Genomic DNA, 19,037 nt, shown 5'->3' with positions numbered 1-19,037 from the left:
GGCCGGTGCGCTTCTGCTCCAGGATGTGCGCCGACCAGCCGGCCGTCCGCGCGCACGTGAACATCGACGTGAACATGTGGGCCGGGACCTCGGCGAAGTCGAGGACGATCGCCGCCCAGAACTCCACGTTCGTCGCCAGGACCCGGTCCGGGCGGCGGTTGTGCAGCTCCTCCAGGGCGGCCTTCTCCAGCGCCTCGGCGACCTCGAAGCGCGGGGCCGCCAGCTCCTTGGCCGTACGGCGGAGCACACGGGCGCGGGGGTCCTCGGCGCGGTAGACGCGGTGGCCGAAGCCCATGAGGCGCTCGCCCTTGTCGAGGGCCTGCCTCACGTACGCGGTGGCGTCGCCGGTCCGCTCGATCTCCTCGATCATGCCGAGGACGCGGGAGGGCGCGCCGCCGTGCAGCGGGCCGGACATGGCGCCCACGGCACCGGAGAGCGAGGCGGCGACGTCCGCGCCGGTCGACGCGATGACCCGCGCGGTGAACGTGGACGCGTTCATGCCGTGCTCGGCGGCGGAGGTCCAGTAGGCGTCGACGGCCTTGACGTGCTTCGGGTCGGGCTCGCCGCGCCAGCGGATCATGAAGCGCTCGACGATGGACTCCGCCTTGTCGATCTCGCTCTGCGGGACCATCGGCAGGCCCTGGCCGCGCGCGGACTGCGCGACGTACGAGAGGGCCATGACGGCCGCGCGGGCGAGGTCGTCGCGGGCCTGCTCGGCGGAGATGTCGAGGAGCGGTTTGAGACCCCACACGGGCGCGAGCATCGCGAGCGCGGACTGCACGTCGACCCGGATGTCACCGGAGTGGACGGGGATCGGGAAGGGCTCGGCGGCCGGGAGACCGGGGTTGAAGGCGCCGTCGACGAGCAGCCCCCACACGTTGCCGAAGGAGACGTGACCCACGAGGTCCTCGATGTCGACCCCGCGGTAGCGGAGGGCACCGCCCTCCTTGTCGGGTTCGGCGATCTCCGTCTCGAACGCGACGACTCCCTCGAGCCCGGGTACGAAGTCGGACATCAGGCGGCTCCTCTATCGATGATCGATCAACCGTGTCGGTCGATGGTGGGGAATCAACAGTCATCCAGCGGAAGAGTCTGTACGGTTCCGATGATGCGGGGAAGCGTGACATCCGGCACACTGCGCCGATCCGGCGAGAGAGGATTAACGCCCCGTGGTGCCGGGCAGACTGGGGCGCTGCGGCAGGATGGCCCTGTGACCGACGCCCTGGATCCCGCCGACATGCGCGAGCAGTACCGCACCACGGAGCTGTCCGCGGCCGACCTCGCCCCCGAACCGATCGGGCAGTTCGCCCGCTGGTTCAAGGAGACCGCCGCGAACCCGGCGATCCACGAACCGAACGCGATGATCGTCTCGACGGCCACCCCCGAAGGCCGCCCCTCGTCCCGTACGGTCCTCCTCAAGCACTACGACGTGGCCGGCTTCGTCTTCTTCACCAACTACGAGTCCCGCAAGGGCAGGGAGCTGTCGGCCAACCCGTACGCCTCGCTGCTCTTCCCCTGGCACCCGCTGGCCCGCCAGGTCATCGTCACCGGCCGCGCGGTCCGCGTCGGCCGCGACGAGACGGTCGCCTACTTCCGCACCCGCCCGCACGGCTCCCAGCTCGGCGCCTGGGCCAGCCCCCAGTCCGCGGTGATCCCGTCCCGCGAGGACCTCCTCGCCCGCTACCGGGAACTGGCCGCCCGCTACCCGGACCACGAACAGGTCCCGGTCCCCCCGTCCTGGGGCGGCATCCGCGTCGTCCCCGAGACGGTCGAGTTCTGGCAGGGCCACGAGAACCGCCTCCACGACCGCCTGCGCTACGTCCACGAACCCGACGGGGCGTGGCGGGTGGAACGGCTGGCGCCCTGACGGGTCCGGACCTGACGGGCCCCGGAAACGCAGACGACCCGTGAGTCTCGGCTCCGTCCGCCTAGGTTCGGACGGAAACCGGCCGGCCGGACTTGCCGGCGACTCACGGGTCGGGTGACTGCTTGGGTTTTCGGCAGAAGGCCTGCCGAGGTGCACAGAGTGCGACTGGCAGGCCTCAGCCCGCAGTCACCTCACGAGTCCGAAAAGAAACCATTTTTTCGGATCACCTCCTTTCGCGTGTACCCACACCCTACGAACGGTCCGTCCCCCGCTCAAGCGATTTATTCGGGTGATTCGAAACGAGTGATTGGGGCGAAGGTGATGTGCTCTGCGTCACCTTCCAGTTGAATGGTCGCAGCATGGGGGGTGCCTGGATGAGCGCATTCACAGAGGCCACGAGCGGCGCCGTGTCCGTCCCGGGGGCGGGGGCCGATCTGCTGGCCGCGCTGCTCGACGGGATGGACGCGGCGCTCTGCGCGTTCGACGCCGACGGGACGATCACGCACTGGAACCGGGAGGCCGAGCGGATCCTCGGCTGGTCCGCCGCCGAGGCGGTCGGGCGGCGAGGGTTCGAGGGATGGGCGGCGCGGAGCGCGGACGCCGAGGAGACCCTGGGCCGGCTGATGCGGGCCATGAAGGGCCCAGGGCGCCAGGTCCACGAGTTCGTGCTGCTGCGCAAGGACGGCGGCCGGGTGCTCGTACGGAGCCAGGCCGCGGGCGTGCGCGGCGCGGACGGCAGCCCGGCGGGCGTGTACTGCGCGTTCAGCGAGGTCCACGTCCAGCTCGACCTGGAGCGGTCGGTGGCCCTCAGCGAGGCCCTCTTCGAGGACGCCTCCTGGGGCGTCGTCCTCGTCGACGCCGACCTGCGCCCCGCCATGGTCAACGCCCACGCGGCCCGTGCCTTCGGGACCGGGCGCACGGCCCTGCTCGGCCGGCCCCTCGGCGACGTCGTCGTGCACGGCGCGGAGGAGCTGGAGGCCGCCCTCCAGCACGTCCTGGCCGAGGGCACGCCGCCCGCGCCCGCCGAGGTGTGGGTGACGCTGCGGACGGCCTCGGAGGAGCGGCGCCGGTGCTGGCGCAGCGGTTTCCTGCTGCTGGCCTCGCCGATGGCGGAGGAGCCGGTGCCGCTGGGCGTGGCCTGGCTGTTCCAGGACGTCACGGAGGAGCGGCTCGCGGCGCGCGAGGCCGACCGGCTGCGGTTCCGGTGGAGCCAGCTGCACCGGGCGGGCGCGGCGGCCGCGGAGTGCGAGGACCCGGTCGAGGCGGCGACGGTCCTGCTCGACTTCGCCCTGGCCGGGTTCGCCGACCACGCCCTGGTGGACCGCCCGGCGGGGGAGCGGCGCCTCACCCGGGCCCTGGCCACCCCGGCGGGCGCCGCGCCGGGCCCGTCCTCGCCCGTCGTGGGCGGCGGCATCCCGCTGCGGTACGGGCCCAGGCATCCGGCGCTCCAGGCATGGGACCGGGTGGGCACGGTGCGGGCGAGCGCGGGCCGTACCGCCGAGGTGTGGGCGGAGGCCCACCAGTGGCCGGGGGACGCGGCCCACGCCCTGTGCGCGGTCCTGCGCTCCCGGGGCCGGACCCTCGGCGTCCTGACGTTCCTGCGGGCCGCCTGCCGCGCCCCCTTCGAGCGCGAGGACGTGGCCCACGCGGAGGCGGTGGCGTCCCGGGTGGCGGCGCTCCTGGACCTCGGCGACACCGCCTAGCCCCCGTACACCCACTTTTTTGTGGGTACTTGTCGGGGCCGGGTGCCCGGGAGAACCTGGTGGCGGCCCGGGAGGAGAGGGGAGGGCGGGCCTCAGGAGGCGGCGGCCGCCTCCGTCATCCGGTCCAGTCGGCGGTGGCCCCAGTCCGACAACGGGCCGAGCAGTTCGGAGAGTTCGCGCCCGGGCTCCGTCAGCGAGTAGACGGTCTTCGGCGGCAGCACGTCGTGCACCTCGCGGTGCACGAGACCGTCCGTCTCCATTTCCCGCAGCGCCTGGGTCAGCACCTTCTCGCTGATCCCGGGGATCCTGCGGCGCAGTTCGCCGGGCCGGTGCGGTCCTGACTCCAGCAGCCACAGCAGCAACGTCTTCCACTTGCCGTCGATCACGGCGATCGCGGCCGTCACGCCGCAGACGTCGGTGTCCTGGGCCCTGAGGCGTGTCATCCGCGTCCCTCTCCGTCGTCGGTCATCTCTGTGTAACCAAACTTATGTGCAAGGGAGTTCCGTCATGTCTTCTTCCCGCCAGCCTTCCCCCGCCTCCGCCTCCGCCTCCGTCACCGTTCTCGGTCTCGGGCCCATGGGCCGGGCGCTGGCCGGCGCCTTCCTGGACGCCGGGGTGCGGACCACCGTGTGGAACCGCACGCCGGGCAAGGAGGGCGACCTCGGCGCGCGGGGCGCGGTCCTGGCGGCGAGCGCCGAGGAGGCGGTCGCCGCGAGCGCGCTCACGGTGATCTGCCTGGTCAACTACGACGCCACGGACTCGGTCCTGCGGCAGCCGGCCGTCACGGACGCGCTCAAGGGCCGGACCGTCGTCAACCTGAGCGCCGACACCCCCGAGCGGGCCCGGGACACCGACCGCTGGGCGGCGGAGCACGGCGTCGGCTATCTGGAGGGCGCGATCATGACCCCGACGCCGACCATAGGGACGCCCGCGGGGGTGTTCCTGCACAGCGGGCCCGAGGCGCTGTACGGCGAGCACCGGGCGGTGCTCGACGCGCTGGGCGGTTCCCACACCCACCTGGGGGAGGACATCGGCCGGGCCGCCGCGTACGACGTGGCGCTGCTCGACATCTTCTGGACGTCGATGACGGGGTACGTGCACGCCCTCGCGGTGGCCCGGGCGGAGGGGATCTCGGCGCGGGAGCTCGCGCCGTTCGCCCAGGGCATCGGGGCGATCCTGCCGCCGCTGTTCCAGGAGTGGGCCGAGGACGTGGACGGCGGCTCGTACTCGGGCGAGGGCAATCCGCTCACCTCGGCCGTGTCGACGATGGGCCACGTCGTGCACGCCGCCGAGGCGCACGGCATCGACGCGAGCGTCATGCGCGCGGCGGAGGCCCTGGCGCGGCGGGCGGTGGAGCGGGGGCACGGCGCGGACGGCTTCACGCGGGTGACGCAGGTCGTGGAGCGCGGCTGACCGGCAACGAGGGGGGCCGGACGCTGCCGGGGTCCGGTATGGACGGTCCCGGTGCGGCGGGACGACGATGTGCCCACGTCCGGAACTCTGTGGGGGCCGTCATGGTGGGGTGGATTCTGGGTGCGACCGTGCCGTTCGGCGTGGCGGCGATCGCGATGGGCGTGGTCGCGTTCCGTACGGGATGGATGATGGTTCCGGCACGCCGGAGCGGCGTCCTGCAGCCCCGGGTCTACGGCGTCGGCATCGCGCTGGCGGGCCTGGGTCTGCTCATCTCGGCGGCCACCTACTTCAGCCTCCCGAGCGATGTCGTGTCGCGTGACCCGTGGCTCGCGTTCGTCGGGAACTTCCTGGAGCTCATGGGCATCGCCCTGATCGCGTCGAGCCGGCGGAGCCCGCGGCGCGGACGGGCCCCGCGCACCAAGGTCCAGGGGGTGTCGTTCGGATCGTGCCGGGCCCCGCTCCCTGATCCGGCCCGATCCGGAAGACGGGTTCTAGCGCCGGTAGAAGATCCGGTCCCCGTACTCGTCCATGACGCGCCCGTTCCACTCGTGCCCGCCGTCGACGTTGCCGGAGCGCAGCAGCGGCGGCTCGATGCCGAGGCGGACGAGCTCCTCGGCGGCGGCGGCCATCGTGGCCTGCATGAGGGCGCAGGTGACGACGGTGGAGGCGGGCGCGAAGGGTGCCTCGATGCCCTCGTGGGTGAGCTCCGCGTCCCCGATGGCGATCTTCGAGTCGAGGACGATGTCGCAGTGGTCCTTGAGGTACGTCCCCGACACGTGCCGTGACTTCGTCTCCGTCGCGTACGCCACGGAGGTGACGCCGATGACGGTGAGGCCGAGCGCGCGGGCGTTCATGGCCATCTCGACGGGCAGTGCGTTGCGCCCGGAGAGGGAGATGACGATCAGGACGTCGCCGGCCTTGGCGGGGGACGAGTCGAGGACCGCTCCGGCGAGGCCGTCGACGCGCTCCAGGGCGGAGCCGAGGGTGGCGGGCATGACGTCGACGCCGACGGCGCCGGGGACGGCGAGCAGGTTCATCAGGGCGAGGCCGCCGGCCCGGTAGACGACGTCCTGCGCGGCGAGCGAGGAGTGCCCGGCGCCGAAGGCGAAGAGCCGGTTGCCGTTCGCGACGGCCGCGGCGATCGCGGCTCCGGCGGCGGCGATCTCGGCGGAGTCCCCGTCGCGCACCTCCTTGAGCAGGCCGATCGCGGCGTCGAAGAACTGTCCGGCCAGCTTGCTCTCGCCCATCGCGGCGGCTCCTTCTCGTCGTGGCTCTCGCCGAGGTCGCGGATCACGGTGCGGTCTGGACCATTGCTCTGTCAATACCGCCCCACCCGGTGCGACCCGGTTGTCGGCTCGATGCGCAACAATTGCGGCAGGGCCAGCGCACGACTCATCGAGGGGCATGTATGTCCGGACTGATCGACACAACGGAGATGTATCTCCGCACCATCCTCGAGCTCGAGGAAGAGGGCGTGGTCCCGATGCGCGCCCGGATCGCCGAGCGGCTCGACCAGAGCGGCCCGACGGTGAGCCAGACGGTGGCCAGGATGGAGCGCGACGGCCTGGTGGCCGTGGCGAGTGACCGCCATCTGGAGCTCACGGACGAGGGGCGGCGCCTCGCCACCCGGGTGATGCGCAAGCACCGCCTGGCCGAGTGCCTGCTCGTGGACGTGATCGGCCTGGAGTGGGAGCAGGTCCACGCCGAGGCCTGCCGCTGGGAGCACGTGATGAGCGAGGCCGTGGAGCGGCGGGTCCTGGAGCTGCTGCGCCACCCGACGGAGTCGCCGTACGGGAACCCGATCCCGGGCCTGGACGAGCTGGGCGAGAAGGCGGAGCCCGAGGCCTTCCTCGACGACTCGATGGTGTCGCTCGCCGACCTGGACGCGAGCAACGGCAAGACGGTGATCGTCCGCCGGATCGGCGAGCCGATCCAGACGGACGCCCAGCTGATGTACACGCTGCGGAGGGCGGGCGTGCAGCCCGGCTCGGTGGTGTCGGTGTCGGAGTCGCCGGGCGGCGTCCTGGTGGGCAGCAGCGGCGAGGCGGCGGAGCTGGACGCGGAGATCGCGGCGCACGTGTTCGTCGCGAAGCGCTGACGTCTTCCGGTACGTGATCGAGGGGCGCCCCTGCGGGCGCCCCTCCTTCGCGTCTCGCCGCCGTCAGACGTACGGGGCGAGCACTCCCCACAGGCCGAGCGCGAGCACGCCGAGGGCGGCGAGCGAGCCGAAGACGTACTGCGAGATCAGGATGGGGAGCCACTTCCCCTGGACGCGGCGACCGGGTCCCTGCGGGTCGTAGACGACGTGGATGTAGGGGGTGGAGTTGCTGGAGGCGCGCTGGAGGTACTCGTTGCCGTGGGTGTCGGTGAACTTGTAGTAGTGCGACCGCTTGCCGTTCGGGTAGTGGTCCGCGGCGGCCCGGACGGTGACGCCGCGCCGGCGGAGGATCCACCGGTCGCGGAGGTTGCTGACGACGCCGAAGACGCCGAGCAGGCCGACGAGCGTCCCGAACGCGGCGAAGAAGGCGATGACGGCCATCGCGCCGCCGTGGGCGACGGCGGTCCACCAGACGTAGCCGGCGTAGGCGGCGACGAAGGCCGCGCCCCAGGCGAACACCTTCGGCCAGGGGACCGCCCCCGGGTCGTCCTCGACGGTGACGAGGGAGCTGCCGGCGGGGTCCCTCTCCTCGGGGAGGGCGGCGTCCAGGGCCGTGTGGAACAGTGCGGTCGCGGTCGGGTTGCCACCCGTGACCGAGTGCGTGACGCCGTCGGTCAGGACGATCGTGAGGGACGTCTCGGAGTCCCGCCGGACCTCCTGGACGACGGCGAGCGGGATCTCCTTGCGCGTGGCGGCCGTCGTGACGACGAGCCGGTCGGCTTCGAGGGCGGCCGTGTCGGTGCCCTTGGTGAGGATCTGGGGTGACAGCACGCTTCGTTGACCCGTACGGGCCCCATCCGGTTGTACGGCTCCGGGTCACGAAGAGGCATCGGCTTGTACGGCTTCGGGTCACGAAGAGGCTTCGACCTGGGGCGGGTTGGGCGGTCCCGCCCCGAGAACCCCCGCGCGCGCCCCGTTTTACGCCGGAATCGCCACGCCCGCGCCCTCGTCGTGCCACGCTGGTACGAGCCGGGCGATGAGCGGGTGCGGGGGTGGGCCATGAGGGCTGCGGACGACAGAGGGCCCCGGCGCCTTCCGGCGCCGGGGCCTGTCCTCCCCTGTGCTGACCTGGAGCCCCGAGCTCTCAAGGTCATTCCCCTCGGACCGTTTTTCCCCGAGCGGTCCGCCTCCCGCTCAAGATCTCCCCTCGGCAGAGCGCGTCAATCCTTGAGGCCTGTCACTCGAACGAGGGGTGTTGTGTGGCAGGAGCGCATTTTCGAATGCGAGTTCGATAGTCTGGCGAGGTTCGACGGAAAAGAGGGGGTGCCGGATCCATGGCGCGACGACTCGACGTCACCGGGGCCGACGGCGTCCGGCTGGCGGCCTGGGACCACACGGCCCCGGTCCGTACGGCCCCGGCCCACATGACCCCGGTCCGTACGGCCCCGGCCCACACGACCGGGACCGGCGGCCGCGGGATCGTCCCGCAGCCCGGGCCGGACACCGCCGCGCGCCCCGGCGGCCGTCCCGTCCCCCGCCCCGCACGCGCCCCGCAGACCCCGACGGCACCGGGGCCGCAGGCACCGCGGGTTCCCGCTCCGGGCGTGTTACTCCTCCACGGCCTGATGGGCCACGCCGGCCACTGGGCCCCCGCCGTCCGCCACCTCACCGGCGGCCACCGGATCGTCGCCCTCGACCAGCGCGGCCACGGCGCGAGCGAGAAGCCCGCCGACGGCCCCTTCACGCGCGAGGCGTACGTGGCGGACGCCGCCGCCGTCGTCGAGCAGCTCGGCCTCGGCCCGGTCACCCTCGTCGGCCACTCCATGGGCGCCCTGACCGCCTGGCAGCTGGCCGCCGAGCGCCCCGACCTCGTCCGTGCGCTCGTCATCTGCGACATGCGGGCCTCGGCCCTCGGCGCGGCCTCGCAGCGCGCCTGGCAGGACTGGTTCCGCGGCTGGCCCGCGCCCTTCCCGTCCCTGGAGGCCGTCCACCGCTGGTTCGGCGACGAGGACCCCTGGGTGGAGACCGCGAACCCGGCGCGGGGCGCCTTCTTCGCCGAGGTGATGGCCGAGCACCCCGACGGCTGGCGCCCGGTCTTCGACCCGGAGCAGATGCTGACCTCCCGCGAGACCTGGGTGCACGACGCCCACTGGGACTCCCTCGCCCAGGTCCGCTGCCCCACCCTCGTCGTCCGCGGCCTGGACGGCGAGCTGGGCCGCGCGGAGGCCCAGGAGATGGTCCGGGTCCTGCCCCACGGTGCGTACGCGGAGATCCCCGACGCGGGCCACCTCCTGCACTACACCCACCCGGAGGCCTGGAGCGAGGCCGTGGAGCCCTTCCTGAACGGAGTGCTGACCCCCTGACGGCGACGGCCGGAGCGGCGCGCGGTACGGTCCCTCCCACGGCGCGTCGAGCAGCACGTCTCCGCGCCGGTTGGAGGGAACTCGATGCGCGATTCCATGCTGCGGCGCGTGGCCACGGTGGTCACGACGCTGGGGCTCACCTCGCTCGGCCTCTTCGGCGCGGGCGCGGCGCCGGCGCAGGCCGCGATCAGCGACTGCCCGTCCGGCTACTTCTGTGCCTGGAAGTCCGACGACGGCACCGGCACGATGTACAAGACGAACGTGAACCGGGCGACGCTCGGGACGTGGGACAACGCGTTCCGCTCGATCGTCAACCACACGAACAAGTACGCCTGCCTGTACGACGAGCCGAACTACGACGTCGACGGCGGCACCGACATCTGGCGTCCGGACCCGGCGGGCACGGAGTGGGGCTACCCGGGGAGCACCGTCAGCTCGGTGAAGCTCGTGCCCACCGAGCGCGAGTGCGTCGGGACCGCCTATCCGAAGTGGCAGGCGGCAACCGCCCCCAAGGCGGCGGGCTTCGGCGACCTGAACGCCGACAGGAGGTCGGACGTCCTGGCCCGGGACGAGGCGGGCCGCCTGTGGTTCCTGCCCGGCGACGGCACGGGCAGGCTCGTCGGCTCCGGCGGCTGGGGCGCCATGAACGCCCTCACCCGGCACGGCGACTTCACCGGCGACGGCCGGGAGGACGTCATCGCCCGCGAGTCGGCCACGGGCAGGCTGTGGCTCTACCCGGGCACCGGCACGGGATCCCTCGGCACCCGCAAGCTGATCGGCTCGGGCGGCTGGAACGGCATGAGCAGGATCACCGCGTACGGTGACCTGACCGGCGACGGCCGTTCCGATCTGCTCGCCGTCGAGCCGTCCACGGGCAAGCTCTGGGCCTACCCCGGCACCTCCACCGGCACCCTGGCCGCGCGCAGGCTCGTCGGCAGCGGCGGCTGGAACGCCATGAACGCGCTGGTCGCGCCGGGTGACATGAACGGCAACGGCAAGGCCGACCTGATCGCCCGCGAGGCCTCCACCGGCAAGCTCTGGTTCTACCCGGGCACCGGCACCGGCGCCTTCGGCTCGCGCGTCCTGATCGGCTCCGGCGGCTGGAACGTCATGGCCTCGTTCCTCGCGGTCGGCGACTTCGGCGGGGACGGCCTCAACGACCTGGCCACCGTCACCACCAGCGCCTACGTCGGCGAGGGCTGCCGTGGAGTGGGCTGCCTGGTCCGCTACAGCGGCAAGGGCACGGGCGCGCTCAACCCGGGCGCCCCGGAGAGCTGGGAGATCGACTGGTCGGACCTGCGCGGTACGTTCTGATCACGCGGTGATCCCGCGAGGGCCTCCACCCCGACGGGTGGAGGCCCTCGGCGTTCGCACCGCTTCGACGGAGGCGCCCCGGGCGGCGGGCGAGACCTCGAAGGAGGGGATCTCGGTGCCGACCGGCGGAAGTCCGTTCAGCTCTCGCAGTCGATCGCCTCTCCCGCGGCGTCCGCCATCGCCTCGACGTGGAAGCCCGAGCCGGTGGTGAGTTCGGGGGGAAACGGGTGCTCCTCCGTGGCGCCGAAGGACCCGGGGGTGAGGGAGTAGACGGTCAGGATCGTCGGGATGCCGTCCACGCTGCGGGTGAAGCACAGGTCGATCGGCACCTCGGGGGTCGAGGGGAGGGACGGGCCGGGGCGCCAGCCGTCCCGGGCCGCCTCCGTCCGGTAGTGCCGGATCACTTCGGCGGGGGTGCCGGGGAAGGCGTACGTGTGGCCGGCGGAGATCGCGGCGTCGCCGCTGTCCTCCCAGCAGCTCGCCTCGACGCCCTCGTACCCCCGGGGCTCGGTGGCTCCCTCCGGCGGCGCGTCGAGGAGGGCGATCGACCGGATCCGCTCCACCCGCTCCTCGCTCCCGTCGCAGCTGCCGAGGCCCATGACGGCCGTGAGCGACGAGCAGCCGGTGAGGCCCCCGGTCGTCAGGACGACGGCGAGCAGAAGAGCGGTTCTCGTACGCATCGGCATGGCCGCCTCCCCCTCAGTCCAGTCCGTCGTCGAACGACGCCGCGGAGGTCAGCCCCTCCACGAACGTCCGGAAGTCCCCGGCCAGGGGCACCTCCGTCGCGGCATCGGCGTCGAACCACGTGACGGACGGCTCCCCGTCCGCTCCGCACGTCCGGTAGTCGAGCGCGATCCACGTGTGGCCGTCGCCGGAGAGCAGGACGAGGGGGGACGGCAGGCCCCACTCCTCGATCAGGTGGGCCGAGTCGAGGACCGACAGGCCGTCGTCCGGGTCGATGCCCATCAGCACGTCGAACGGGACGTGGTCGTCGCTCCACGAGGTGGGGACGTCGGTGGGGTACGCGTCCCACGACTCCGCCACGACACCGCCGTCGCGGACCCGCAGGAGGTCGAGCAGCGGCACCGGCAGACGGACGCCGAGCCGCTGCTCGGCGTCCCGTACGACCGCGTCGGTCAGCGGCGGCCGGTCCGCGTCGGCGCCCTCGTCCCAGAACGTCGCCCTGACGTCGTCGAACCGTGCCACGCGCGCATCTCGGGGAACGCCGTTCACCGGCCCAGCCGCCAGATCCGGTCCTCGCCCGTCTCCGCCGGGGCGGCCGGCTGGTGGGGGCGGCGGAGGTGGTCGGTGAAGCCGAGTCGGGCGGGGACGGCGGCGCTGGCACGGTTGGCGACGTCGTGGACGATCTCGACGGCGGTGACGCCGGGAAGGCGGAACGCCTGCTCGACGAGGGCGCGGGCGGCGCGCGTGGCGAGGCCCCGGCCGGTGGCGGCCGGATGCAGCCAGTAGCCGATCTCGACGGTGCCGTCGGGGGTGTCCGGGAGCCGGTGCAGCCCGCAGCTGCCGACGACGGCCCCGTCGAGCACGATCGCGTAGCTGTACTGGACGCCGCTCGCCCACAGCTCCGCCCGGCCGGCCAGGAACTGCGCGGTCCTCTCCCGGCTGTGCTCGGCGACCCACGGCATCCACGGCCGCAGGTGCTCCACCGACTCGTCGACGACCCGGAAGAACTCCGGAAGGTCCGCCTCGCCCTCGAACGCGCGCAGCGTGAGTCCCCCGTCGAGCTCGATGCGTTCCCGAGGGGCGTGCCGTGAGAGGTCCATGCGGGGAGGATCACCCGTGCGGGTCGCGCCGGGCAAGGGATTTCGGCGGGTGCCGGCGTGAGCGAGGGCCGGCGCCCGCCCCGGGAGGACCTTCGTCCCTACCCCTTGCTGACCGCCGTCAGGATCTCCGGCAGGCGCCGCGCCGTGCTCGGGGCCCCCAGCCTGAGGCCCGCCAGGACGAGGAGGGCGCCGTAGAGGAGGCCGCCCGGGAGGATCAGCCACAGCAGGGGCTGCCGGTCGGAGACGTGGAGGTAGACCGTCGCGGCGATGAGCGGGGCGCTCAGCACCGCCGCCGCGAGCATCCCGCCGAAGATCGAGATCCAGGCCAGCCCGGCCTGCCCCGGCACCACGTTCTTGTAGCCGCTGTCCTGGGGGATCGAGTACGGGAAGCGCGCCGAGGTCACCGCGCCCGTCCCGACCATCGCGCCGAGCAGGCCGAACGCCAGCCCGAGGCCCTCGGGGAACTTCTCCCAGTCGCCGAGGACGCCGGCCGTCACCGCGGTCACGAACACCGTGAACGGCAGCGTGACCGCCAGCAGGGCCAGGGCCCGCGCCCGGAGCTCGGCGTACGCGTCGGCCGGCGTCGCGATGGTCTGCGCGACCATCCAGAACGCCGAGGTGTCCTGCCCGAACTGGTTGTACATCAGCATGCCGAGCATGCCGGAGGCGAAGCAGGCGAAGTAGATCGAGCCCCCGCCCTGGAAGGCGTTGAAGAGCGGCACGATCAGACCGATGGCCAGCGAGGTCACCCACGCGGCCTTCGTCTTCGGGTCGCGCCAGATGTACCGCAGGCTGCGCTCCATGACCGTGCCGGTGCGCCCCGCCGGAAGGATCCGGGCGAGCAGTCCCGAGCCGCCGGACCCGTCGCGGGCGGCGTCGGAGGCCGCGCCGATGGTGGAGCCGTCCGGCTCCACCATCAGCCGCACCAGGCTCCGCCGCCACCAGTGCACGAGCGCCGCCAGGACCGCCGCCGTGAGCAGCAGCCGGGCCGCCGCCACCGCGTGGTCGCCCCGGCTCGCCGAGTCGACGGCGCCGATCGCGGTGGCCGGCGGCAGCCAGCCGACGACGGCCGCCGCCGGCTCCAGGGAGTCCAGGCCCCCGGCCCGGCCGAGCCGCTGGGCGCCGAAGTTCACCAGCTGCATGCCGATCGCGATGACCAGACCGCTCAGCAGGGCCAGGTCCCGGCCCTTGCGGGAGGTGAGGAGCCGGACGTTGGCGGCGGCCACGGCCCGGGACAGCGCCACGCACGTCACGGTCGCGAGCGGCACGGCGAGGACGGCGACGACGGTGCCGGCCGTGCCGTGCGCGAGGGACAGGGAGGCGCCCAGGGCCAGCACGAAGGTGAGGGCGGGCCCGACGCCCACGAGGGAGGCCACGAGCAGCGCCCGCACCAGCGGCCGGGGCAGGAGCGGCAGCATCACGAGCCGCGAGGGGTCCAGGGTCTCGTCGCCGCTCGGGACGAACAGCGGCATGAACGCCCAGGACAGCGCGAGGACCCCGGTGAGGAGGACCGCGACGGTGGCGGCGGCCGCGTGGCCCCGCAGCAGGACGAAGGCCAGCACCGTGCCGGCGGCGAAGAGGGCGCCGAAGACGGTCGACGTGATGTACGCGGCGGTCCGCCCGCCGGACTGCCGCAGCCCGTTCCGCAGCAGCGACAGCTTGAGCCGTACGAAGACGGACGTGAGGGACGGCGCGGGGACGGGGGCGGTGGTGCCGACGTTCATCGCCGGCCCCCGTCCGTACCCGTCCCGCCGCCCAGCCAGTCCAGCGAGTCCCCGGCCGCCTCGCGGCCGTTCGCGCCGACGAGTTCGAGGAAGGCCGCCTGGAGGGAGGGCGCGGAGCCCCGGACCTCGGCCAGCGGGCCCTGCGCCCGGATCCGGCCGGCCGCCATGACGGCGACCCAGTCGCAGAGGGACTCGACGAGCTCCATGACGTGGCTGGAGAAGACGACGGTCGCGCCGGAGGAGGTGTACCGCTCCAGGACGCCGCGGATGGTCTGCGCGGAGACCGGGTCGACGCCCTCGAAGGGCTCGTCGAGGAAGAGCACCTCCGGGTTGTGGAGGAGCGCGGCGGCGAGGCCGATCTTCTTCCGCATGCCGGTCGAGTAGTCGACGACCAGCTTGTTCTGCGAGCCGGTCAGGTCGAGCACGTCCAGGAGCTGCGCCGCCCGCTTGTCGACCTCGACGCCGGGCAGACCGCGCAGCCGGCCGCTGTAGGCGAGGAGTTCACGGCCCGAGAGGCGCTCGAAGAGCCGCAGGCCCTCCGGCAGGACGCCGATGCGGGCCTTGACCTGGGCGACCGACTCCGGGTCGGCCCACACGTCGTGGCCGGCGACGAGGATCCGTCCCTGGTCGGGCCGCAGCAGGCCGGTGATCATGGAGAGGGTGGTGGTCTTGCCGGCCCCGTTGGGCCCCACGAGCCCGATGAACCGGCCGGCGGGCAGCACGAGATCGATCCCGTTCACCGCGATCTGCTGCCCGAAGCGCTTCCACAGCCCCTCGACGCGCACGGCGGGCACCGCACCTTCCCCCGGTGCGGTGCCCGATCCGTCGAACGCTCCGTCAAATGCCTGGTCAGGCATGGTCCGTCAATCCTTCGGTTGTCCCCGTCATGCTTACGGGGACAACCCTACGGGCGGGACCGGCGGCGCCCCCGGGTCACTGCGCGCGGCTCCGGGCCTCCGCCGCCTCCCGGCCGCAGGCGTACGCGAGGGCGCTGATCAGTTCCTCCGCGTCCGGCAGCCAGCGGTTCGCCGGGGTGGGGCGCCGCGCCCACTGGACCGCGCCGAACCCGCCGATCCGGGTGGGCGGGGCCGCCACGTAGTGGCCCTCGCCGCGCGTGACGAGGTCGATGGAGGCCGGGGCCCAGCCGAGCTTGCGGACGAGGTCCGGGACCTTGGCGGCGGCGCCGGGCAGCACGAAGAAGTACATGCGGCGGTCCGGGGTGCAGGTCACCGGGCCGAGCGTCAGCTCCATCCGCTCCATGCGGGCGAGGGCCAGGAAGCCGGCCGACTCGGACACCTCGATCGCGTCGAAGGTACGGCCGGTCGGCAGCAGGATCGACGCCTTCGGCGTCTTCGACCACATCCGCCGCGCCCCGACCCCGCTTCCGGTCGCCTGGGTCGACCAGTCGGGCCTGACCGCGTGGGCCCCGGGCACGGCGCACGCGTCCGCGCCGCAGGAGCAGCGCTCCCTGCCCTCGACGGCTTCCAGCCAGGTCCCGGGAAACACGTCCCAGTGCCGCTCTTCCGCGTACCGCACGGCGCTGTCCAGCAGCTGCTCGCCCCGCTGCTTGGGGATCTGTGCGGCTTCCGTGACTCCCATGGTCTCTTCCACGCTGAGCACAACTTCCCCCGCCACCTGGGGTTACGGGCGCGGCGGCGGCCGTGTTGACGCATCGATCCTGCACGCGGGGCGCATGGGTGCACCGGCGGGGGCGCGTGGCGGCCCGGGGAGCGGGGGTGGGTACGGACAGAGGGGGGCGCCGGCGGCGGGGGCGGGTTCATCCACGCGGCCGACGTGTCCGGTTTCGCGTGTTCACATCGGCATTGACCGGATATCCACCGGGCAGTGATCCCTTCTCCGGTGATCACCGCACGGCCTCAGGGGGTACTCATGGCAGCCAGGCCACTCGTTCCGCGTCAGCTCAACGAACGGCTCCAGGCGCTCATCCAGGAAGCCGGCTGCTCCAACGCCGGCCTCGCCCGCAGGGTCAACATGGTCGGCGCCGAGCGCGGCCTCGACCTGCGCTACGACAAGACGTCGGTGGCGCGCTGGCTGCGCGGCCAGCAGCCGCGCGGCCGGGCGCCGGGGATCATCGCGGAGGCGCTGGGCCGCAAGCTCGGCCGCACGGTCACGATCGACGAGGTCGGCATGGCCAACGGCCGGAACCTCGCCGCCGGGGTGGGGCTGCAGTTCGCGCCGACCGTGCCCGGCGCGATCGAGCAGGTCTGCGAGCTGTGGCGCAGCGACGTGGGGCGCCGGGAGTTCCTGAACGGCACGGCGGTCGCGGCCTCCGCCCTCGTCGAGCCCAGCCGGGACTGGCTGATCACCGGGCCCGACACGCACGTGGCCCGGACGTCGGGGGCCCGCGTCGGGGTCGCGGACGTCGCGGCGGTGCGGGAGATGACGGCCGCGCTGGTCGACCTCGACCGGCGCTTCGGCAGCGGCCACGTGCGGCCGGTGGTGGTGCACTACCTCAACAGCGTGGTGTCGGGGATGCTGTCGGGCTCCTACCGGGAGGCGGTCGGCCGGCAGCTCTTCGCGGCGGCCGCCCGACTGACCGAGCTCGCCGGGTACATGGCGGTGGACACCGGCGAACCGGGGCTCGCGCAGAGGTACTACATCCAGGCGCTGCGGCTCGCGCAGGCGGCGGGGGACCGGGGGTACGGCGGCTATGTGCTCGCCGCCTCGATGAGCCACCTCGCCGCGCAGCTCGGCAACCCGCGGGAGATCGCCCAGTTGGCGCGGGCGGCGCAGGAGGGCGCCCGCGGGAAGGTGCCGCCGCGCGCGGAGGCGATGTTCCTCGCGGCGGAGGCGCGCGGGCACGCGCTGATGGGCGACGTGCGCGCCTTCGAGGCGGCGGCGGGCCGTGCCGCACGGGCGCTGGAGCAGGCCGATCCGAAGGCGGGCGACGACCCGGCGTGGATCGCCCACTTCGACGCGGCCTACCTCGCCGACGAACTGGCGCACTGCCACCGGGACCTGGGGCGGGCGGAGGCGGCGGCGCGGGCGGCGGAGGAGTCGATCGCCGGACACCCGGAGACGCGGGCGCGGCGGCGCGCGATCGGCCTGGCGCTCCTCGCCTCGGCGCAGGTCCAGCAGCGGGAGGTGGAGCAGGCCTGCCGGACGGGCACGCAGGCGCTCGAACTGCTCGGCACGCTGCGCTCGTCGCGGGGCGCGGAGTACCTGGACGATCTGAGGGAGCGCCTGGAGCCGTACGCGGGAGAGGCGGTGGTGCGGGAGTTCGGTGCGCGGATGGAGCTGTACGCGGCCTGACCGGCGGGGCGCCTCCGGACACCGCCGTCCATTTCGTGAACGGCTTGTGTAACCGGTCTCACACGTATGTGCGGAGCCCTGTCGGCACCCGGTAGCGTGAGCCGACGATTCCGTAGGTTTATGGGTGGGAGTCCCGGTGACGCAGAACGGACAGGGTCCGGAGCATGGCGGCGGTCAGCCGTGGGGCGGCGCCTGGGGTCCCGCCGGTGGCCAGGCGGGAGGGCAGCAGGGCGGGCAGCCGCTGCCGCCCGCGCAGCCGCTGCCCCCGGAGGTGCCGCAGGGCGGCGCCGACATGCAGTCCACCCAGTACCTGCCGCCGATACCCCCGCAGCAGGCCGCGCCGCAGCCCGGCTACGGCTACCCGGGCCCGGGTGCTCCGGCCGCCGCCGACATGCAGGCGACCCAGCACATCGCGCCGGTCCCGGGCGGGATGCCGCCGGTCCAGGCCGCGCCGCAGCCGGGGTACGGCTACCCGCCGCCGGCCGGCGCCTCGGAGGCGACCCGGTACATCGCCCCGGTACCGCCGCAGCAGGGCGGGGGCTCCGACACCCAGTTCCTCGGCACGGGCCCGCTCGCGCACCAGGGGCCCGGGCCGGCCGGAGCCTCGGACGCCACCCAGTACATCGCCCCCGTGCCGGCGCAGCCGCCCGGTGAGCGGCAGCCGCCCGCCGAGTTCGACAGCCTCTTCCGCACGGAGGCCCCGCGGTCGCCCCAGCAGCCGCACGCGCCGCAGGGCTACCAGCAGCCGGGCCCGGCCCCGTACCAGCAGCAGACCCAGCACCACCACCAGCTGCCGCAGTCCCCGCAGCAGTACGCCTACCAGGACGCCTACTACGACGACGAGCCCGAGCCGCGCCGCAGGTCGCCGCTCGCGCTGATCGCCGCCGTCGTCGTCGGCTGCGCGGTCGTCGGCCTCGGCGCCGGGATGCTGCTCAGCGGCGGGGACGAGGAGAAGGACCCCAAGACCCCCGGACAGAACGTGGCGGCGAGCTCCGCCGCGCCCTCCACCGGCGCGCCCGAGCCCACGGAGGAGCCGGTCGACCCGGCGGAGCCGCAGGCGCGGGAGCTCAGCAAGCTGCTCGCGACCAGCAGCAGCAGCCGCGAGACGGTGATCAGCTCGGTCGCGTCCATCAACCAGTGCAAGAACCTCGACAAGGCCGCGAACGACCTGCGGGGCGCCGCCGAGCAGCGCCGCGGGCTGATCACCAGGCTCCAGTCGCTGTCGGTCGACAAGATCCCGGACAACGCCGCGCTGACGGCGGCGCTCACCAAGGCCTGGCAGGCCTCGGCCGCCGCCGACGACCACTACGCGGCCTGGGCCGTCCAGATGAAGGGCAAGAAGGCCTGCAAGGACGGTCACGCCCGGACCACCAGCCAGAAGGCCGCGGGGGACGCGAAGAGCGGCGAGGCCTCCGCCGCCAAGAAGACGGCGGCCGGGCTGTGGAACCCGACCGCCGTGAAGTACGGCCTGGAGAAGCGGAGCTGGACGCAGCTCTGA

Annotated in this window: 18 protein-coding genes; 8 read left to right on the top strand and 10 right to left on the bottom strand. The window is 73.5% G+C overall.

Translation table 11 applies throughout. The annotated features are described in order from the left end of the window. A partial coding sequence (locus tag K7G60_RS27965; RefSeq protein WP_225803730.1) for a citrate synthase 2 occupies window positions 1–1,015 on the bottom strand: 1,015 nt, incomplete at its 3' end. A gap of 195 nt (window positions 1,016–1,210) precedes the next feature. On the opposite strand from K7G60_RS27965, the gene pdxH reads away from it, so the two are divergent. Next, window positions 1,211–1,867 (top strand): pyridoxamine 5'-phosphate oxidase, encoded by a 657-nt coding sequence (gene pdxH, locus K7G60_RS27960; RefSeq protein ID WP_374115700.1) that lies wholly within the window; start codon window positions 1,211–1,213, stop codon window positions 1,865–1,867. A gap of 374 nt (window positions 1,868–2,241) precedes the next feature. Further along, on the top strand, window positions 2,242–3,570 hold the full coding sequence (locus K7G60_RS27955; RefSeq protein ID WP_225803729.1) for a PAS domain-containing protein: 1,329 nt from the start codon (window positions 2,242–2,244) through the stop codon (window positions 3,568–3,570). 92 nt (window positions 3,571–3,662) lie between these two features. Here the strand turns inward: K7G60_RS27955 and K7G60_RS27950 are convergent, their stop codons facing one another. Continuing rightward, a complete protein-coding gene (locus K7G60_RS27950; protein WP_225803728.1) occupies window positions 3,663–4,013 on the bottom strand; it encodes a helix-turn-helix domain-containing protein in 351 nt (116 codons plus the stop codon). 64 nt (window positions 4,014–4,077) lie between these two features. Here K7G60_RS27950 and K7G60_RS27945 point away from each other — a divergent pair, with 64 nt between their 5' ends. After that, window positions 4,078–4,983: an NAD(P)-dependent oxidoreductase gene (locus K7G60_RS27945; RefSeq protein ID WP_225803727.1), complete on the top strand. Its 906-nt coding sequence runs from the start codon at window positions 4,078–4,080 to the stop codon at window positions 4,981–4,983. A 491-nt stretch (window positions 4,984–5,474) separates the two neighbouring features. Here the strand turns inward: K7G60_RS27945 and K7G60_RS27940 are convergent, their stop codons facing one another. Next, window positions 5,475–6,230: an SIS domain-containing protein gene (locus K7G60_RS27940; RefSeq protein ID WP_225803726.1), complete on the bottom strand. Its 756-nt coding sequence runs from the start codon at window positions 6,228–6,230 to the stop codon at window positions 5,475–5,477. Between the two features lie 161 nt (window positions 6,231–6,391). Here K7G60_RS27940 and K7G60_RS27935 point away from each other — a divergent pair, with 161 nt between their 5' ends. Continuing rightward, on the top strand, window positions 6,392–7,081 hold the full coding sequence (locus K7G60_RS27935) for a metal-dependent transcriptional regulator (protein WP_225803725.1): 690 nt from the start codon (window positions 6,392–6,394) through the stop codon (window positions 7,079–7,081). A gap of 63 nt (window positions 7,082–7,144) precedes the next feature. Here the strand turns inward: K7G60_RS27935 and K7G60_RS27930 are convergent, their stop codons facing one another. Continuing rightward, window positions 7,145–7,912 carry a hypothetical protein gene (locus tag K7G60_RS27930; RefSeq protein ID WP_225803724.1) on the bottom strand — a complete coding sequence of 256 codons (768 nt, stop codon included), beginning with the start codon at window positions 7,910–7,912 and terminating at the stop codon, window positions 7,145–7,147. Between the two features lie 503 nt (window positions 7,913–8,415). On the opposite strand from K7G60_RS27930, the gene K7G60_RS27925 reads away from it, so the two are divergent. Continuing rightward, window positions 8,416–9,444 (top strand): alpha/beta fold hydrolase, encoded by a 1,029-nt coding sequence (locus K7G60_RS27925; RefSeq protein ID WP_225803723.1) that lies wholly within the window; start codon window positions 8,416–8,418, stop codon window positions 9,442–9,444. Between the two features lie 84 nt (window positions 9,445–9,528). After that, the gene (locus K7G60_RS27920) at window positions 9,529–10,758 is read left to right on the top strand and encodes an FG-GAP-like repeat-containing protein (RefSeq protein WP_225803722.1); all 1,230 of its coding nucleotides are present in this window, start codon (window positions 9,529–9,531) and stop codon (window positions 10,756–10,758) included. Window positions 10,759–10,895: 137 nt separating this feature from the next. On the opposite strand, the gene K7G60_RS27915 is transcribed toward K7G60_RS27920, so the two are convergent. The 6 genes from K7G60_RS27915 to K7G60_RS27890 all read right to left on the bottom strand — a co-directional run bounded on the left by K7G60_RS27915 (window position 10,896) and on the right by K7G60_RS27890 (window position 15,886). Further along, on the bottom strand, window positions 10,896–11,444 hold the full coding sequence (locus K7G60_RS27915; RefSeq protein ID WP_225803721.1) for a hypothetical protein: 549 nt from the start codon (window positions 11,442–11,444) through the stop codon (window positions 10,896–10,898). Between the two features lie 13 nt (window positions 11,445–11,457). Continuing rightward, a complete protein-coding gene (locus K7G60_RS27910; RefSeq protein ID WP_225803720.1) occupies window positions 11,458–11,964 on the bottom strand; it encodes an SMI1/KNR4 family protein in 507 nt (168 codons plus the stop codon). A 23-nt stretch (window positions 11,965–11,987) separates the two neighbouring features. Beyond that, window positions 11,988–12,542: a GNAT family N-acetyltransferase gene (locus K7G60_RS27905; RefSeq protein WP_225803719.1), complete on the bottom strand. Its 555-nt coding sequence runs from the start codon at window positions 12,540–12,542 to the stop codon at window positions 11,988–11,990. A 98-nt stretch (window positions 12,543–12,640) separates the two neighbouring features. Further along, the gene (locus tag K7G60_RS27900) at window positions 12,641–14,266 is read right to left on the bottom strand and encodes a transporter (RefSeq protein ID WP_225803718.1); all 1,626 of its coding nucleotides are present in this window, start codon (window positions 14,264–14,266) and stop codon (window positions 12,641–12,643) included. Next, window positions 14,263–15,123, bottom strand: a complete 861-nt coding sequence (locus K7G60_RS27895; RefSeq protein ID WP_225803717.1) for an ABC transporter ATP-binding protein — start codon at window positions 15,121–15,123, stop codon at window positions 14,263–14,265. Before K7G60_RS27895 ends, K7G60_RS27900 begins: the two co-directional genes overlap by 4 nt. 76 nt (window positions 15,124–15,199) lie before the next feature. Further along, window positions 15,200–15,886: a bifunctional DNA primase/polymerase gene (locus K7G60_RS27890; protein WP_225803716.1), complete on the bottom strand. Its 687-nt coding sequence runs from the start codon at window positions 15,884–15,886 to the stop codon at window positions 15,200–15,202. Between the two features lie 270 nt (window positions 15,887–16,156). On the opposite strand from K7G60_RS27890, the gene K7G60_RS27885 reads away from it, so the two are divergent. Together K7G60_RS27885 and K7G60_RS27880 are read left to right on the top strand one after the other, a co-directional pair. After that, window positions 16,157–17,539: a transcriptional regulator gene (locus K7G60_RS27885; protein WP_225803715.1), complete on the top strand. Its 1,383-nt coding sequence runs from the start codon at window positions 16,157–16,159 to the stop codon at window positions 17,537–17,539. Between the two features lie 136 nt (window positions 17,540–17,675). Next, window positions 17,676–19,037: a hypothetical protein gene (locus K7G60_RS27880; protein WP_225803714.1), complete on the top strand. Its 1,362-nt coding sequence runs from the start codon at window positions 17,676–17,678 to the stop codon at window positions 19,035–19,037.

The organism is Streptomyces sp. NK15101, assembly GCF_020400725.1.
Lineage (GTDB): Bacteria > Actinomycetota > Actinomycetes > Streptomycetales > Streptomycetaceae > Streptomyces.
Note: the sequence above shows the minus strand (reverse complement) of the source record. Positions and strands in the feature narration are given on the sequence as shown.

Coding starts and splice junctions, on each gene's coding strand:
- K7G60_RS27905 (WP_225803719.1), bottom strand. CDS start 12,542: ATGGACCTCTCACGGCACGCCCCTCGGGAACGCATCGAGCTCGACGGG.
- K7G60_RS27945 (WP_225803727.1), top strand. CDS start 4,078: ATGTCTTCTTCCCGCCAGCCTTCCCCCGCCTCCGCCTCCGCCTCCGTC.
- K7G60_RS27915 (WP_225803721.1), bottom strand. CDS start 11,444: ATGCCGATGCGTACGAGAACCGCTCTTCTGCTCGCCGTCGTCCTGACG.
- K7G60_RS27955 (WP_225803729.1), top strand. CDS start 2,242: ATGAGCGCATTCACAGAGGCCACGAGCGGCGCCGTGTCCGTCCCGGGG.
- K7G60_RS27950 (WP_225803728.1), bottom strand. CDS start 4,013: ATGACACGCCTCAGGGCCCAGGACACCGACGTCTGCGGCGTGACGGCC.
- K7G60_RS27920 (WP_225803722.1), top strand. CDS start 9,529: ATGCGCGATTCCATGCTGCGGCGCGTGGCCACGGTGGTCACGACGCTG.
- K7G60_RS27925 (WP_225803723.1), top strand. CDS start 8,416: ATGGCGCGACGACTCGACGTCACCGGGGCCGACGGCGTCCGGCTGGCG.
- K7G60_RS27885 (WP_225803715.1), top strand. CDS start 16,157: ATGGCAGCCAGGCCACTCGTTCCGCGTCAGCTCAACGAACGGCTCCAG.
- K7G60_RS27895 (WP_225803717.1), bottom strand. CDS start 15,123: ATGCCTGACCAGGCATTTGACGGAGCGTTCGACGGATCGGGCACCGCA.
- K7G60_RS27935 (WP_225803725.1), top strand. CDS start 6,392: ATGTCCGGACTGATCGACACAACGGAGATGTATCTCCGCACCATCCTC.
- K7G60_RS27940 (WP_225803726.1), bottom strand. CDS start 6,230: ATGGGCGAGAGCAAGCTGGCCGGACAGTTCTTCGACGCCGCGATCGGC.
- K7G60_RS27900 (WP_225803718.1), bottom strand. CDS start 14,266: ATGAACGTCGGCACCACCGCCCCCGTCCCCGCGCCGTCCCTCACGTCC.